This is a genomic window from Rhodococcus ruber (genome assembly GCF_016804345.1).
In the GTDB taxonomy this organism is placed as follows: Bacteria; Actinomycetota; Actinomycetes; order Mycobacteriales; family Mycobacteriaceae; genus Rhodococcus; species Rhodococcus ruber.
In genome coordinates this window covers 3,393,797-3,407,439 of sequence record NZ_CP044211.1, presented here as the reverse complement: position 1 = coordinate 3,407,439, position 13,643 = coordinate 3,393,797, and the positions used below count along the sequence as shown (strand labels likewise).

The following is a 13,643-nucleotide window of genomic DNA, read 5'->3' as shown; positions in this document are numbered from 1 at the left end:
TGTTAGCAGGTTAGCAGGATGATTGCTAACGGGCAAGTCCTCAGCTGAAGACGTACGTACCCGGAGCATCCTCGAGCGGGGGATGGGCGGTACTCCCCATGGCCGGCGGCGCCACCAGTTCCCCGGCGCGCTTGTTCGACCACGCCGTCCAGTCCTCCCACCACGAGTGCTCGTAGCGGGTGGCGGCCTCGTCCCAGACCTGCGGATCCGCGGGCAGGGGGGTGCCGGACTCGGCGTCCGGCGCGCCGACGGCCTTGAACCACACCCGCTTGCCCGGGGGGTTCACCGCACCGGCGACGTGCCCGCCGTTGGTGAGCACGTAGCGCACGTCGCCCCCGAGCAGGTTCACCGCCTGGTACGACGACGTCCAGGGCACGATGTGGTCGTTGATCGCGCCGACGACATAGGTGTCACACGCGATGTCGTGCAGGTTCAGCGGCTGTCCGTCGAGCACGTAGAGGCCCTCGGCGAGCTCGTTGCGGCCGTAGAGCGACCGGAGGTAGTGCGAGTGCATCTCCGCGGGCATGCTCGTGCTGTCCTCGTTCCACGCGAGGATGTCGAAGGCCGCCGGCTTCTCGCCCTTCATCCACCGCGAGACCCAGTAGTTGAAGACGAGGTCCTTCGCGCGGATCATGTCGAAGCTGCCGGCCATCTCCTTGCCGGACAGGAAGCCCTGCTGCCGCATCCGGAACTCGACGAGGTCCAGCGTCGCCGGGTCGGTCAGCAGACCCAGTTCCCCGACCTGGCTGTAGTCGAGCAGCGTGTTGAGCATCGTGAAGGCGCTCACGCGCTTGTCGCCGACGGCGAACGCGCGCGCGGCGGCCATCGCGGCCATCGCGCCGCCGAGGCAGATGGAGAGCACCTCGATCTTCGGCGAGCCGGTGATCTCCTCGACCACGTCCAGCGCAGTGGCGATGCCGTCGACGTAGTAGTCGTCCATCGTGATGTGCCGCATCGACTCGTCCGGGTTCCGGTACGAGATCATGAACACGGTTCGGCCGTGCTGGACCGCCCATTCGGCGAGGCTCCGGCCGGGCGCGAGGTCGAGGATGTAGTACTTGTTGATCCAGGGCGGTGCGGCCAGGATCGGCACCGCGTGCACCTGCTCGGTCTGCGGCGCATACTGGATCAGCTCGATCAGGTCGTTGCGGAAGACCACCTTGCCGGGTGTGGCCGCGAGGTTCTCGCCGACGGTGAACGCGTCCGAATCCACCTTCAACGGCAGGCCGCCGCGGTTGAGGATGTCGTGCGCGGCGTAGCGGGCGCCGCGCAGCAGGCTCGCCCCGCCGGTCTCGAAGGCGCGGGTGAGCACACCGGGATTCCACAGGAAGTTCGACGGCGCCAACGCGTCGAACATCAGGTTCGCGAACTGGCGTGCCTTACCGTCCTGCAGCGGATCGCCGGAGCCGGCCTCGGTGAGTTCCTCGACGTAGGCCCGCGTGGCCAGGTAGCTCTGCAGGAGCGAGAAGTACGCGGGGTTCTCCTGCCACGCGGTGTCGGAGAAGCGGCGGTCCCGCGGGTCGACCGGCATCGGTGCGTCGGGATCGTTCGCGTTGAACACGCGGGTGGCCGCGGCCGGGATCTTCGCCAGCCGGCCCGCGTACTCCGCCGTCGCGGCGGTGACGGCCTGAGGGTTGCGGACCGCGCGTCCGGCCACCGACGTCACTGCGGGACCCCAGCCGATCGGGTCCAGGGTCGACTTCAACTTCTTGTGCACGTGGTCGAGCAAGGGACATCTCCAGACGAGGAAGAGGGGTGTGTCCCGAGGGTGACACCGCGTGCCGAGCCGCGCATCTTACCGCGAGGTACATGCGAGCTGCACGTGCCGGGCATGGTCCGGGGCGGGCCCCTCACCAGCCGAAACATGAGGAAGGCTCACATTGGCGGGTGCGATGTGAACTTCCTCACTCCGTGCCGTCGTCGGGGCGCGCGCCACGACGACGCTTACCCACCGTCACCTCCCGGAACGCCTCGTACATCTCCACCAGCGACCGCCGCTGCGCGTTGGTCAGGTCCGGATCCTCGTGGATCGCGCGGACCACCGCCGACTCACCCGGGTCCGGCCGGCCCACCTCCGCCGTCAGCGCGTCGGCCGACAGATGCAGCTGCTCGGCGATCGCCTGCAGCACGCGCTCGCTCGGTGCGCGCAGGTTCCGTTCGATCTGCGACAGGTACGGGTTCGAGATCCCCACCATCGCGGCCAGCTGCCGCATGGGCAACTCGGCGAGCTCACGTTGCCGGCGGATCAGCTCCCCCAACGTCGGGGGGCGCGACGCATCGTCCTCCATGGGGTCAGCATAGGTCCGGCTGCCCCTCGCACCGGAGCGCGCCGACGGCGCGTTCGGGGACTGCCGTCGAGGGTGATCGCCGCCATCACGGATAATGGAACGGACCCCCGTTCGCGAGAGAGGACACCTCATGCTTGCCCGCACCGACCTGCGCGGTCGAACCCCCACCACTGCGGAGCTGAGGGGCGCGCTGCCCCGCGGCGGAGTGGATGTGGACGCGGTGCTGCATCAGGTGCGGCCCGTCGTCGAGGACGTACGCGACCGAGGCGCCGTCGCGGCCCTCGACTACAGCGAGAAGTTCGACGGGGTCCGTCCCGACCGCGTGCGGGTTCCGAGGGCCGAACTCGACCGGGCGCTCGACGAACTCGATCCCGCCGTGCGTTCGGCGCTGGTCGTGGCGATCGAACGCACCCGCACGGTGCACCAGGACCAGCGCCGGACCGACACCGTCACCGAGGTCGTGCCCGGCGGCACCGTCACCGAACGCTGGGTGCCGGTCGAGCGGGTGGGGCTGTACGTGCCCGGCGGCAACGCCGTCTACCCCTCGTCGGTCGTGATGAATGTCGTGCCCGCCCAGGCCGCCGGTGTCGAGTCGCTCGTCGTCGCCTCCCCGCCGCAGGCGAACTTCGGGGGCCTGCCGCACCCGACGATCCTCGCCGCTGCCGCCCTGCTCGACGTCGACGAGGTGTGGGCCGTCGGCGGGGCCCAGGCCGTGGCGCTGCTCAGCTACGGCGGCACCGACACCGACAGTGCCGAACTGGCGCCCGTGGACATGATCACCGGCCCGGGCAACATCTACGTCACCGCCGCCAAGCGCCTGTGCCGCGCCGTGGTCGGCATCGACGCCGAGGCCGGCCCCACCGAGATCGCCATCCTGGCCGACCACACCGCCGACCCGGTGCACGTCGCCGCCGACATGATCAGCCAGGCCGAGCACGACGTCATGGCGGCGTCGGTGCTCGTCACCACCAGCGCCGACCTCGCCGACGCCGTCGACGCCGCCGTCGACGCCCAGCTCGAGCGCACCAAGCACCGCGAACGTGTACGGACCGCGTTGTCGGGCAGCCAGTCCGGGATCGTCCTCGTCGACGATGTCGACCAGGGTCTGCAGGTCGTGAACGCCTACGCCGCCGAACACCTCGAGATCCAGACCGAGAACGCGTCCGCGGTCGCGGCGCGGGTGCGGGCTGCGGGCGCGATCTTCGTCGGTCCTTGGGCGCCGGTCAGCCTCGGCGACTACTGCGCCGGCTCGAACCACGTGCTGCCCACCGCCGGCTGCGCCCGGCACCAGTCCGGCCTGAGCGTGCAGACGTTCCTGCGGGGCATCCACGTCGTCGAGTACACCCGGGAGGCGCTCGAGGACGTCGCGGGACACGTGATCACCCTCGCCACCGCCGAGGACCTGCCCGCCCACGGCGAGGCGGTACGGCTGCGCTTCGAGGACCAGCAGTGAGCACGCCGGGATCCGGTATCACCGTCGACGACCTGCCACTGCGGGAGAACCTGCGCGGCAAGTCCGCCTACGGTGCGCCGCAGCTGACGGTGCCGGTGCAGCTGAACACCAACGAGAACCCGCACCCGCCGACGCCGGCGCTGATCGACGACGTCGCCGAGTCGGTGCGCGAGGCTGCCGCGCAGCTGCACCGCTACCCCGACCGTGACGCCGTCGCGCTGCGCACCGACCTGGCCGCCTACCTCACGCGGCAGACCGGGGTCGCCGTGAGCGTCGAGAACGTCTGGGCCGCCAACGGATCCAACGAGATCCTGCAGCAGATCCTGCAGGCCTTCGGCGGCCCGGGCCGCTCCGCGATGGGGTTCGTGCCGTCCTACTCGATGCACCCGATCATCGCCGACGGCACCCAGACCGAGTGGTTGCCCACGTACCGGGGCGAGGACTTCACCCTCGACGTCGACTCGTCGGTCGCCGCCATCCGGGTGCAGCGCCCCGACGTGGTCTTCGTCACCAGCCCCAACAACCCGACCGGACACAGCATCCCGCTGGACGAGCTGCGCGCGATCTGCGCGGCCGCCCCCGGCATCGTGATCGTCGACGAGGCCTACGCCGAGTTCTCCGCCGCCCCCAGCGCGCTCGCCCTGATCGACGAGTACCCGGCCAAGGTGATCGTCTCGCGCACCATGAGCAAGGCGTTCGCGTTCGCCGGTGGCCGGCTCGGCTACCTCGCCGCCGCGCCCGCCGTCGTCGAAGCGCTGCTGCTCGTGCGGCTGCCCTACCACCTGTCGGTGCTCACCCAGGCCGCCGCCCGCGCCGCGCTGCGCCACGCCGACGAGACTCTCGGCTCGGTCGCGCGGCTGTGCGCCGAACGCGACCGCATCGTGACCGAGCTGACCCGATTCGGCTACCACGTGGTGCCTTCGGATGCGAATTTCGTCCTGTTCGGCCGCTTCGCCGACGCCGCCGCCACCTGGCGCCGCTACCTCGACGAGGGAGTGCTGATCCGGGACGTCGGCATCCCCGGGTTCCTGCGCACCACCGTCGGCCTGCCCCACGAGAACGACGAACTGCTACGGGTGAGCGAAAAGCTCGCCGCCACCGAGATCGAGGACGCGCGATGAGCGAGCAGACCACCCCCACCCCGCGCACCGCGCGGATCGAACGGACCACCAAGGAGTCGTCCATCGTCGTCGAGCTGAACCTCGACGGCACCGGCCGCACCGACATCGCCACCGGTGTCCCGTTCTACGACCACATGCTCACCGCACTCGGTCAGCACGCCAGCTTCGACCTGACCGTGCGCGCGCAGGGCGACATCGAGATCGAGGCGCACCACACCGTCGAGGACACCGCCATAGTCCTCGGCCAGGCGCTGAACCAGGCGCTCGGGGACAAGCGCGGCATCCGCCGCTTCGGGGACGCCTTCATCCCGATGGACGAGACCCTCGCGCACGCGGCGGTGGACGTCTCCGGCCGTCCCTACTGCGTGCACACCGGCGAACCGGACTACATGGTGCACTCGGTGATCGGCGGTTACCCCGGCGTGCCGTACTCGACCGTGATCAACAAGCACGTGTTCGAATCCCTGGCCTTCCACGCCCGCATCGCCCTGCACGTCCGCGTGCTCTACGGCCGCGACCAGCACCACATCACCGAGGCCGAATTCAAGGCCGTCGCGCGAGCGTTGCGCCAGGCCGTCGAGCCGGATCCCCGGGTCAGCGGCGTGCCGTCGACCAAGGGCACCCTGTAGTGGACGTCGTCCTGACCTACGGCCTGTTCATGGTGGCCGGCCTCGCCGCAGGCGGCACCTGGTCGATGTGGCGGGCCGGGAACAACCTCTTCGCCGGAGTGCTGCTGGCGCTGACCCTGCTTGCCGCGATCGCCGGCGTGCTGAGGCTGCTCTGACCCCCTCGGATCGGCCCGGCCTGATCGGGGTGCCGGGCCTGCCCGCCGCCTGGGCGATGGCGGCGGGCGCGTTCGCCGGCTTCTCCCTGCTGCTGCCCGTGGTGCCGCAGGCCGTCGCCGACGCCGGCGGCAGCGGCACCCTCGCCGGCGCGGTGACGGCAGTGTTCATGGCCGCGACCGTGCTCACCCAGCCGGCCGTCCCGCGCCTGGTCCGGGCCCGCGGCTACCGCACCGTGCTCGCCGCCGGATGCCTGCTCCTCGGCGTGCCGTCGCTGTTGCTCCTGCTGTCACTGCATCCGGCCGTGGTGCTGCCGACCTCCGCGGTGCGCGGCATCGGCTTCGGCATGATCACCGTGGCCAGCGCCGCGCTCGTGGCCGAACTCGCCCCCGCCCGGCTGCTCGGTCGCGCCACCGGGGCACAGGGCATCGCCATCGCCGCGGCGCAGATGGTCGGCCTGCCGCTCGGCCTGGCCGTCGCCGAGCGGGCCTCCACCGTGCCCGTGTTCGTGCTCGGCGCAGCGGTGCCCACGTTCGCGCTCGTCGCGATAGCGCGCCTGCCGCGAGTGGTCGCCCGCCGCCCCGGCGCGGCCGGAAGCCGCATGCCGCTCGGCGCACTGGCCCTGCCGGCGGTGGCGATCGCCGCCGGCGCTGTCGCCTACGGTGGCCTCACCTCGCTGCTGGCGATCGCCGTACCCGCGGCCTCCGGGTACGTGGCGGTCGCGTTGGCGCTGATCAGCGCGTCCACCCTCGTCGGCCGCTACGGTGCCGGCGCGGTCGCGGACCGGATCGGTGCGGGCCGGCTCCTGCCGGCCGGGCTCGGTCTGGTCGCCGTGGCGATGGTGCCGTTCGCGCTCGCCGCGGACGAGCGCGGTGGCGCGGCGGTACTGCTCGGTGCGGCCGTGGTATTCGGTCTCGGTTTCGGGATCGTCCAGAACGACGCGCTGATGCTGGCGTTCCGTCGCGCCGGACCCGCCCACATCGGCGCCGCGAGCGCCGCCTGGAACATCGGCTTCGACGCGGGCACCGGGGCCGGATCCCTGCTGCTCGGCGGGATCGCCACCGTCGCAGGCTATCCCGCCGCCTTCGCCACCGTCGCGCTGCTCGTGCCGCTCCTGCCGCTGCTCGCGCGGATCGCCGGGCCGTCGGAGCGGCGCGGCGCGGCCCCATAGAATCGAGGCCATGAGCGCAACCAAGGTCGCCGTCCTCGACTACGGCTCCGGCAATCTGCATTCGGCGACGCGCGCGGTGGCGCGCACCGGCGTGCAGGTGGAGGTGACCGCCGACCCGCAGGTCGCGCTCGCCGCCGACGGCCTGGTCGTGCCCGGTGTCGGCGCGTTCGCGGCGTGCATGGCGGGACTGAAGGCGGTGCGCGGGGACCGCATCATCGGCCAGCGGCTCGCCGGCGGCCGTCCCGTGCTCGGCATCTGCGTCGGCATGCAGATCCTCTTCGACAAGGGTGTGGAATTCGGGGTCGAGACCGACGGCTGCGGCGAATGGCCCGGCACCGTCGAACGCCTCGATGCGCCGGTATTGCCGCACATGGGGTGGAACACCGTCGACGCCCCCGACAACAGCGTGCTGTTCGCGGGCATGGACCCCGACACCCGGTTCTACTTCGTGCACTCCTACGCCGCGCAGACGTGGGAGCTGCCGCCGTCGGAGCTCATCGCTCCGCCCGCACTGACCTGGGCCGAGCACGGCGTGCGGTTCCTCGCCGCGGTCGAGAACGGCCCGCTGTCGGCGACGCAGTTCCATCCCGAGAAGTCCGGTGACGCCGGGGCCGAACTGCTGCGCAACTGGGTCGGCAGTTTGTGAACCGCGGCGCGGGCGACGACCCGGCCCGGCCGGGCTTCTCGCTCGGCCGGCTGGCCCTGACCGCGATGGGTGCCGCCACGGGCGTGCTCCTGCTCGCCACCGTCGTGATCGGGGTGCTGCAACCGGGGCCCGTCGTCGCGTTGATCGTCGCCCTCGCCGGCGTGGCCGGCGCGATCGGCGCGATGGGCGTCGTCTCGACACGGATGACGCGCCGCGCCTTCGGCCGCGACGGTAACGATGTGCCGCGCCGCGACGGGGACGATGTGCCGCGCCGCGACGGTAACGATGTGCCGCGCCGCGACGGTAACGATGTGCCGCGCCGCGACGGTAACGATGTGCCGCGCCGCGACGGGGACGTTTGACCGTCGGGGCCGGTGCTCGGCGGCCGCCGCGACCCGCTAGCATGGGCGCAGTGAGCCTGGTCCTTTTGCCTGCAGTCGATGTCGCCAACGGTGAAGCAGTTCGCCTCGTCCAGGGAGAGGCGGGCAGCGAGACCAGCTACGGCTCTCCGCGCGATGCCGCCCTCGAATGGCAGAACGCCGGCGCCGAATGGGTGCACCTCGTCGATCTCGACGCCGCCTTCGGGCGTGGCTCCAACCGCGAGCTCCTCGCCGACGTCGTCGGCGAGCTCGATGTGAAGGTCGAACTGTCGGGCGGTATCCGCGACGACGAGTCCCTCGAAGCGGCGCTGGCCACCGGGTGCGCCCGTGTCAACCTCGGCACCGCCGCTATCGAGGATCCCGACTGGTGCGCCCGCGCCATCGCCGAGTACGGCGACCGCATCGCCGTCGGACTCGACGTCAAGCTCATCGACGGACAGTGGCGTCTGCGCGGCCGCGGCTGGGTTTCCGACGGCGGCGACCTGTGGGAGGTCCTCGCGCGGCTCGACCGCGACGGTTGTAGCCGGTACGTCGTCACCGACGTCACCAAGGACGGCACCCTCACCGGCCCCAACCTCGATCTGCTCGCCCAGGTCTGCGCCGCCACCGACGCTCCCGTCGTCGCCTCCGGCGGCGTGTCCGCCCTCGACGACCTGCGGGCGATCGCCGGTCTCGTCGACCGGGGCGTCGAGGGTGCCATCGTCGGCAAGGCGCTGTACGCCGGTCGGTTCACGCTCACCGAGGCACTCGACGCGGTCTCGCGCTGATCCGATGACCACGCCCGCCGACCTGTCCAGCCTGCTCGCCGTCGCCGGCGAGGTGCTCGACGTCGCGTCGGAACGTTTCGTCGCCGGTCGCGGGGCGCCGCGCTCGGTGGACAAGGGCCCCAACGACTTCGCCACCGACCTCGACCTCGAGCTCGAACGGAGCATCTCCTCCGAACTCGAGCGGCGCACCGGCATCTCCGTGCACGGTGAGGAGTTCGGCGGTCCCGAAGCCGATTCGGGCACGGTATGGCTGCTCGACCCCATCGACGGCACCGTCAACTACTCGGCCGGGCTCCCCACGGCGGGGATCCTGCTCGCGCTCGTCCGGGACGGCGACCCGGTCCTCGGACTGACCTGGTTGCCGTTCGTCGGAGACCGGTTCGCGGCCACCGCCGGCGGGCCGCTGCTGCGCAACGGCCGTCCCCAGCCGCCGCTGCAGCCGGCGGCTCTCGGGGAGGTGATGGTCGGTGTGGGCAGCTTCGACATCGACAGCCGCGGGCGCATCCCGGGCCGACGCCGTCTCGATGTCATCACCGAGCTCAGCCGCCGGGTCTCCCGCCTGCGCATGCACGGTTCGACCGGAGTGGACCTGGCGTACACGGCGGCCGGCGTGCTCGGCGCGGCCGTCGTCTTCGGACACCACCCGTGGGACAACGCCGCCGGTGTCGCTCTGGTCCGGGCAGCCGGTGGCCGCGCCACCGACTTCGCCGGCGAGCCCTGGCGCATCGGATCCGGTTCGGTGGTCGCCGGAGCGCCGGGTGTGCACGAGGAGATACTCGACATCGTGGGATCGCTCGCCGGTCCCGTCCCCGAGGAGGACCGAATTACATGACCCTGGCAGTGCGGGTGATCCCGTGTCTGGACGTCGACGCCGGCCGCGTCGTCAAGGGGGTGAACTTCGAGAACCTGCGCGACGCCGGTGATCCCGTCGAGCTCGCCGCTGCGTACGACCTGCAGGGCGCGGACGAGTTGACCTTCCTCGACGTCACCGCGTCCAGCGGCGATCGCGGCACCATGCTCGACGTGGTCAGCCGCACGGCCGAACAGGTGTTCATCCCGTTGACGGTGGGCGGCGGTGTGCGCACCGTCGAGGACGTGGATCGGCTGCTGCGGGCCGGCGCGGACAAGGTCAGCATCAACACCGCTGCCATCGCCCGCCCCGAGGTGCTGCGCGAGATGTCCGAGCGGTTCGGCTCGCAGTGCATCGTGCTGTCCGTCGACGCCCGCACCGTGCCCGACGGCGAGGACGACACCCCGTCGGGCTGGGAGGTCACCACGCACGGCGGTCGTCGGGGCACCGGCATCGACGCCGTCGAATGGGCCCGCCGCGGCGCGGAACTCGGGGTGGGGGAGATCCTGCTGAACTCGATGGACGCCGACGGCACCAAGTCCGGATTCGACCTGCCGATGATCCAGGCGGTGCGCGCCGCGGTCCACGTGCCGGTGATCGCCAGCGGCGGCGCCGGAGCGGTGGAGCACTTCGCGCCGGCCGTGCACGCCGGCGCCGACGCGGTGCTCGCGGCCAGCGTGTTCCATTTCGGGGAGCTCACCATCCCGCAGGTGAAGGCGGCGATGCGCGCAGAGGGGATCGAGGTGCGATGAACAGGCTGGATCCGGCGATCGCGGCGCGGCTCAAGCGCAACGAGGCGGGGCTGTTCGCCGCCGTCGCGCAGGAACGCGCCACCGGCGAGGTGCTGATGATGGCATGGATGGACGACGAGGCGCTCGCGCGGACCCTCGAGACCCGCACGGCGACGTACTTCTCGCGTTCACGCGGACAGTACTGGGTCAAGGGCGAGACCTCCGGCCACACCCAGCACGTGCACGAGGTGCGGCTCGACTGCGACGGCGACACGGTGTTGCTCGTCGTCGACCAGGTCGGGGCCGCGTGCCACACCGGCACCCACACGTGCTTCGACGCGGACGTCCTGCTCGCCGCCGAATAGGCGCCTCCGGCGCCGGTGTGTCCTTTGGGCTGCTCCAGCAGCCCAAAGGACACACCGGCCGCGGAGCGGCCGTCAGATGACGATCGGCGCGCCGGTGAGCAGGCTCCACAGGCCGAGTCCGAGGAACACGACGGTGCCGATGGCCGACCGGATCGGATCCCCCGTGAGGAAGCCTTCCGCGGCCCAGCCGACGAACTCGGTGAACAGTTCCGACGATCCCATGCTGATCCTTCCGAGAGGTGATGCATGACGAGGACGGTGTCCGAGGGGAAATCGACCGACCGGATTGTTTCGTTACGCCTCGTCGACCGGCGGTGCGGCACAATGCACCCATGCCTCTCATCCAGATCAGCCAGACCCCCGGTCTCACCGTCGAGCAGAAGCGCGCCACCATCGAGGCGGTGACCAAGGCCTACGCGGAGGCGACGGGCAAGGATGCGAAGTCGGTGTGGGTGACCATCACCGAGGTGCCGCGGGAGCAGTGGGGAGTCGGAGGTGTCCCGCTCGGGTAGAGCGCACCGCCCGCGACGCGCGCCGGCCGACGGTCCCGGACGGCGATCCTGGCAGGATCGCCGTATGGAGTCCGCGAACCTGACCCGAGCCGAAACCGCCGAGCGTTCCCGGGCCGTGTCGGTCCGCAGCTACCACGTCGAGCTCGACCTGCGCGGCGCCCCGGACGCCGGGAACCCCGGCTTCACGACCACGACGACGGTCGAGTTCTCCGCGACTGCGGACGCGACGTGGCTCGACTTCCTCGGCCCCGCGGTGCAGTCGGTCGTGCTCAACGGCGCGGCGGTGCCCGTCCGGTACGACGGCGCGCGCATCGGGCTGAGCGGCCTGCGCGCGCACAACGTCGTCACCGTCGTCGCCACCGCAAGCTACAGCAGGTCCGGCGAGGGTCTGCACCGGTACCTCGATCCCGCCGACGGCCGGACCTACCTGTACACGCAGTACGAACCCGCGGACGCGCGACGCGTGTTCGCGTGCTTCGAACAGCCGGACATGAAGGCGCCGTTCACCTTCGTCGTGTCCGCCCCGGCGGGCTGGCAGGTGCTGTCCAATCAGCATGTCGCCGAACGAGAGTCGCTCGGCGACGCCCAGACGGTGAAGTTCGCGCCGACACTGCCGATCTCCACCTACATCACCGCCGTCGTGGCGGGACCGTACCACCGCGCCGAATCCTCTTGGGGCCGGGACGAACTCGCCGTTCCCCTGGCCGTGTTGTGCCGCGCCTCGCTGGCGCAGTACCTCGACGCCGACGCGGTCTTCGCGGTGACCCGGCAGGGGATGGACTTCTACGCCGACCATTTCGGCTATCCCTACCCGTTCGGCAAGTACGACCAGGTGTTCGTGCCCGAGTACAACCTGGGTGCGATGGAGAATCCGGGGTGCGTCACCTTCACCGAGGCGTATGTGTTCCGCGGCGCCGCCACCACCGCGCAGTACCAGGCCCGCGCGAACACGATCCTGCACGAGATGGCCCACATGTGGTTCGGCGACCTCGTCACCATGACGTGGTGGGACGACCTGTGGCTCAAGGAGTCCTTCGCCGACTACATGGGCGCGCTGGTCAGCGCCGAGGCCACCGAGTTCACCGACGCGTGGGTCGCCTTCGCGAACCGGCGCAAGGCATGGGCCTACCTGCAGGACCAGTTGCCGACGACCCACCCGATCGTCGCCGACATCGGCGACCTCGAGGCCGCCAAACTCAACTTCGACGGCATCACGTATGCGAAGGGCGCGAGCGTCCTCAAGCAGCTCGTCGCCTTCGTCGGGCGGGACGCCTTCTTCGAGGGCGCGCGGCGCTACTTCCGCAGGCACGCCTTCGGGAACACCACTCTCGCGGATCTGCTCGCCGAGCTGTCGGCGACGTCGGGGCGGGATCTGTCGGGCTGGGCGCGCGCCTGGTTGCAGACCAGCGGTGTGTCGACCCTGACGCTCGAGGACGCGGGGGAGGGGCGGTCCGCGATCGTCCAGCGGCCGGCGCGACCCCACCGGCTGGCCGTCGGGCACTACGACTTCGACGAGCACGGCGACCTGGTCTGCCGGCGCCGCGTCGAGGTCGACCTCGAGGCCGAACGCACCCCGATCGAGTGCGCGCCCGCGCCGCTGATCCTGCTCAACGACGCCGACCTGACCTACGCCAAGGTCCGGCTCGATCCACGCTCGCTCGAGACGGTGGAGCATTCGCTCGACCGCGTCGCCGACCCGCTGGCGCGGGGATTGATCTGGTCGGTGCTGTGGAACGCCACCCGTGACGGGGAGCTGAGCGCGGCGCGGTACCTGGCCGCGGTCCGCAGGTTCGCGGTGTCCGAATCGAATCCGGCCCTGCTGACCGCGCTGACGGCGAACGCGTCCTATGCGATCGAGCACTACCTGCCGATGACGAGCCGGCCCGAGCAGCGCCGCCTCTGGCTGGAAGCGGCCTGGACGGCGACGTTCACCGCCGAGCCGGGGTCGGACGGGCAACTCGCCTGGGCCCGCGCGGTCGCGACGGCCGCCACCGTCGACGACACCCGCGCCGCGGAGCTACGGGCGATGCTCGACGGGACCGGGAAGGCACCGCAGGGGCTGCGGTCGGATCCGGATCTGCGCTGGCAGCTGTGGACCGCCCTGGCGGCCACCGGGCACGCGGAACCCGCCGATCTCGACGGGGAACTCGCCCGCGACGACACCGGTTCCGGACGGACCGCTCGGCTGCGCGCCCTGGCCGCGCGACCACTCGCCGCGGTCAAGGAACAGGCGTGGACCGCGATCCTCACCGACACGGCGCTGTCGAACGAGCACCTCGACGCCACCATCGCCGGGTTCCGGGCCGGGGCGCACCGGGAACTGATCGCCCCGTTCGACGACGACTACTTCGCCGCGATCCGCACGGTGTGGTCCGAGCGCAGTATCGAGATGGCGCGCCGGATCGTCGTCGGGTTGTTCCCGGCCGGGGACACCCTCGAGCCGAGCGACCGGTGGCTCGACGCGCACGCCGACGCCCCGGCGGCATTGCGGCGCCTGGTGGTCGAGCAGCGCGACCACCTGGCCCGCGACCTGCGGGCCCAGGCGCTCGGCTGAGCGGAGGTCCCGCCGGACGGGCG

General features: G+C 71.3%; 16 protein-coding genes. 13 read left to right on the top strand and 3 right to left on the bottom strand.

Features of this window, described 5'->3' with window-relative positions; all coding sequences use genetic code 11:
- Nucleotides 1-40: 40 nt before the first annotated feature.
- Nucleotides 41-1,729: a PHA/PHB synthase family protein gene (locus F1734_RS15610; RefSeq protein WP_017681423.1), complete on the bottom strand. Its 1,689-nt coding sequence runs from the start codon at nt 1,727-1,729 to the stop codon at nt 41-43.
- 175 nt (nt 1,730-1,904) lie between these two features.
- Nucleotides 1,905-2,288 (bottom strand): helix-turn-helix domain-containing protein, encoded by a 384-nt coding sequence (locus F1734_RS15605; protein WP_010595260.1) that lies wholly within the window; start codon nt 2,286-2,288, stop codon nt 1,905-1,907.
- A gap of 130 nt (nt 2,289-2,418) precedes the next feature.
- On the opposite strand from F1734_RS15605, the gene hisD reads away from it, so the two are divergent.
- From hisD to hisI, 11 genes are read left to right on the top strand one after another with little or no spacing between them, the layout of a single operon-like run.
- Nucleotides 2,419-3,741, top strand: coding sequence for a histidinol dehydrogenase (hisD, locus tag F1734_RS15600; protein ID WP_102031178.1), 1,323 nt, complete (start codon nt 2,419-2,421; stop codon nt 3,739-3,741).
- On the top strand, nt 3,738-4,862 hold the full coding sequence (locus tag F1734_RS15595) for a histidinol-phosphate transaminase (protein ID WP_017681425.1): 1,125 nt from the start codon (nt 3,738-3,740) through the stop codon (nt 4,860-4,862). Before hisD ends, F1734_RS15595 begins: the two co-directional genes overlap by 4 nt.
- The gene (gene hisB, locus F1734_RS15590) at nt 4,859-5,491 is read left to right on the top strand and encodes an imidazoleglycerol-phosphate dehydratase HisB (protein ID WP_010595263.1); all 633 of its coding nucleotides are present in this window, start codon (nt 4,859-4,861) and stop codon (nt 5,489-5,491) included. Before F1734_RS15595 ends, hisB begins: the two co-directional genes overlap by 4 nt.
- Entirely contained in the window at nt 5,491-5,646 is a 156-nt protein-coding gene (locus F1734_RS15585; protein WP_017681426.1) for a hypothetical protein, read from the top strand. The genes hisB and F1734_RS15585 overlap by 1 nt, the downstream gene beginning before the upstream one ends.
- Nucleotides 5,647-5,675: 29 nt before the next feature.
- Nucleotides 5,676-6,815 (top strand): MFS transporter, encoded by a 1,140-nt coding sequence (locus tag F1734_RS15580; protein ID WP_010595264.1) that lies wholly within the window; start codon nt 5,676-5,678, stop codon nt 6,813-6,815.
- A gap of 10 nt (nt 6,816-6,825) precedes the next feature.
- Nucleotides 6,826-7,461, top strand: coding sequence for an imidazole glycerol phosphate synthase subunit HisH (gene hisH / locus F1734_RS15575; protein ID WP_010595265.1), 636 nt, complete (start codon nt 6,826-6,828; stop codon nt 7,459-7,461).
- The gene (locus F1734_RS15570; protein ID WP_203010776.1) at nt 7,458-7,823 is read left to right on the top strand and encodes a hypothetical protein; all 366 of its coding nucleotides are present in this window, start codon (nt 7,458-7,460) and stop codon (nt 7,821-7,823) included. Before hisH ends, F1734_RS15570 begins: the two co-directional genes overlap by 4 nt.
- Before the next feature lie 50 nt (nt 7,824-7,873).
- Nucleotides 7,874-8,608: a bifunctional 1-(5-phosphoribosyl)-5-((5-phosphoribosylamino)methylideneamino)imidazole-4-carboxamide isomerase/phosphoribosylanthranilate isomerase PriA gene (gene priA, locus F1734_RS15565; protein ID WP_003935804.1), complete on the top strand. Its 735-nt coding sequence runs from the start codon at nt 7,874-7,876 to the stop codon at nt 8,606-8,608.
- Nucleotides 8,609-8,612: 4 nt separating this feature from the next.
- Nucleotides 8,613-9,440, top strand: a complete 828-nt coding sequence (locus F1734_RS15560; RefSeq protein WP_010595266.1) for an inositol monophosphatase family protein — start codon at nt 8,613-8,615, stop codon at nt 9,438-9,440.
- Nucleotides 9,437-10,210: an imidazole glycerol phosphate synthase subunit HisF gene (hisF, locus tag F1734_RS15555; RefSeq protein WP_010595267.1), complete on the top strand. Its 774-nt coding sequence runs from the start codon at nt 9,437-9,439 to the stop codon at nt 10,208-10,210. The genes F1734_RS15560 and hisF overlap by 4 nt, the downstream gene beginning before the upstream one ends.
- A complete protein-coding gene (gene hisI / locus F1734_RS15550; RefSeq protein ID WP_010595268.1) occupies nt 10,207-10,554 on the top strand; it encodes a phosphoribosyl-AMP cyclohydrolase in 348 nt (115 codons plus the stop codon). Before hisF ends, hisI begins: the two co-directional genes overlap by 4 nt.
- Nucleotides 10,555-10,626: 72 nt before the next feature.
- Here hisI and F1734_RS15545 read toward each other — a convergent pair whose 3' ends face one another.
- Nucleotides 10,627-10,776 (bottom strand): hypothetical protein, encoded by a 150-nt coding sequence (locus tag F1734_RS15545; protein ID WP_017681430.1) that lies wholly within the window; start codon nt 10,774-10,776, stop codon nt 10,627-10,629.
- 50 nt (nt 10,777-10,826) lie between these two features.
- Between F1734_RS15545 and F1734_RS15540 the strand changes: the two genes are divergently transcribed.
- Nucleotides 10,827-11,066 (top strand): tautomerase family protein, encoded by a 240-nt coding sequence (locus tag F1734_RS15540; protein ID WP_474064873.1) that lies wholly within the window; start codon nt 10,827-10,829, stop codon nt 11,064-11,066.
- 64 nt (nt 11,067-11,130) lie between these two features.
- Complete coding sequence (gene pepN / locus F1734_RS15535) at nt 11,131-13,620, top strand: aminopeptidase N (RefSeq protein WP_203010775.1); 2,490 nt, start codon at nt 11,131-11,133, stop codon at nt 13,618-13,620.
- Nucleotides 13,621-13,643: the final 23 nt, after the last annotated feature.

Excerpts from the sequence above, each read along its gene's own strand:
- hisI (WP_010595268.1), top strand. The coding sequence starts at position 10,207 with ATGAACAGGCTGGATCCGGCGATCGCGGCGCGGCTCAAGCGCAACGAG.
- pepN (WP_203010775.1), top strand. The coding sequence starts at position 11,131 with ATGGAGTCCGCGAACCTGACCCGAGCCGAAACCGCCGAGCGTTCCCGG.
- hisD (WP_102031178.1), top strand. The coding sequence starts at position 2,419 with ATGCTTGCCCGCACCGACCTGCGCGGTCGAACCCCCACCACTGCGGAG.
- F1734_RS15605 (WP_010595260.1), bottom strand. The coding sequence starts at position 2,288 with ATGGAGGACGATGCGTCGCGCCCCCCGACGTTGGGGGAGCTGATCCGC.
- F1734_RS15545 (WP_017681430.1), bottom strand. The coding sequence starts at position 10,776 with ATGGGATCGTCGGAACTGTTCACCGAGTTCGTCGGCTGGGCCGCGGAA.
- hisB (WP_010595263.1), top strand. The coding sequence starts at position 4,859 with ATGAGCGAGCAGACCACCCCCACCCCGCGCACCGCGCGGATCGAACGG.
- hisH (WP_010595265.1), top strand. The coding sequence starts at position 6,826 with ATGAGCGCAACCAAGGTCGCCGTCCTCGACTACGGCTCCGGCAATCTG.
- F1734_RS15560 (WP_010595266.1), top strand. The coding sequence starts at position 8,613 with ATGACCACGCCCGCCGACCTGTCCAGCCTGCTCGCCGTCGCCGGCGAG.
- hisF (WP_010595267.1), top strand. The coding sequence starts at position 9,437 with ATGACCCTGGCAGTGCGGGTGATCCCGTGTCTGGACGTCGACGCCGGC.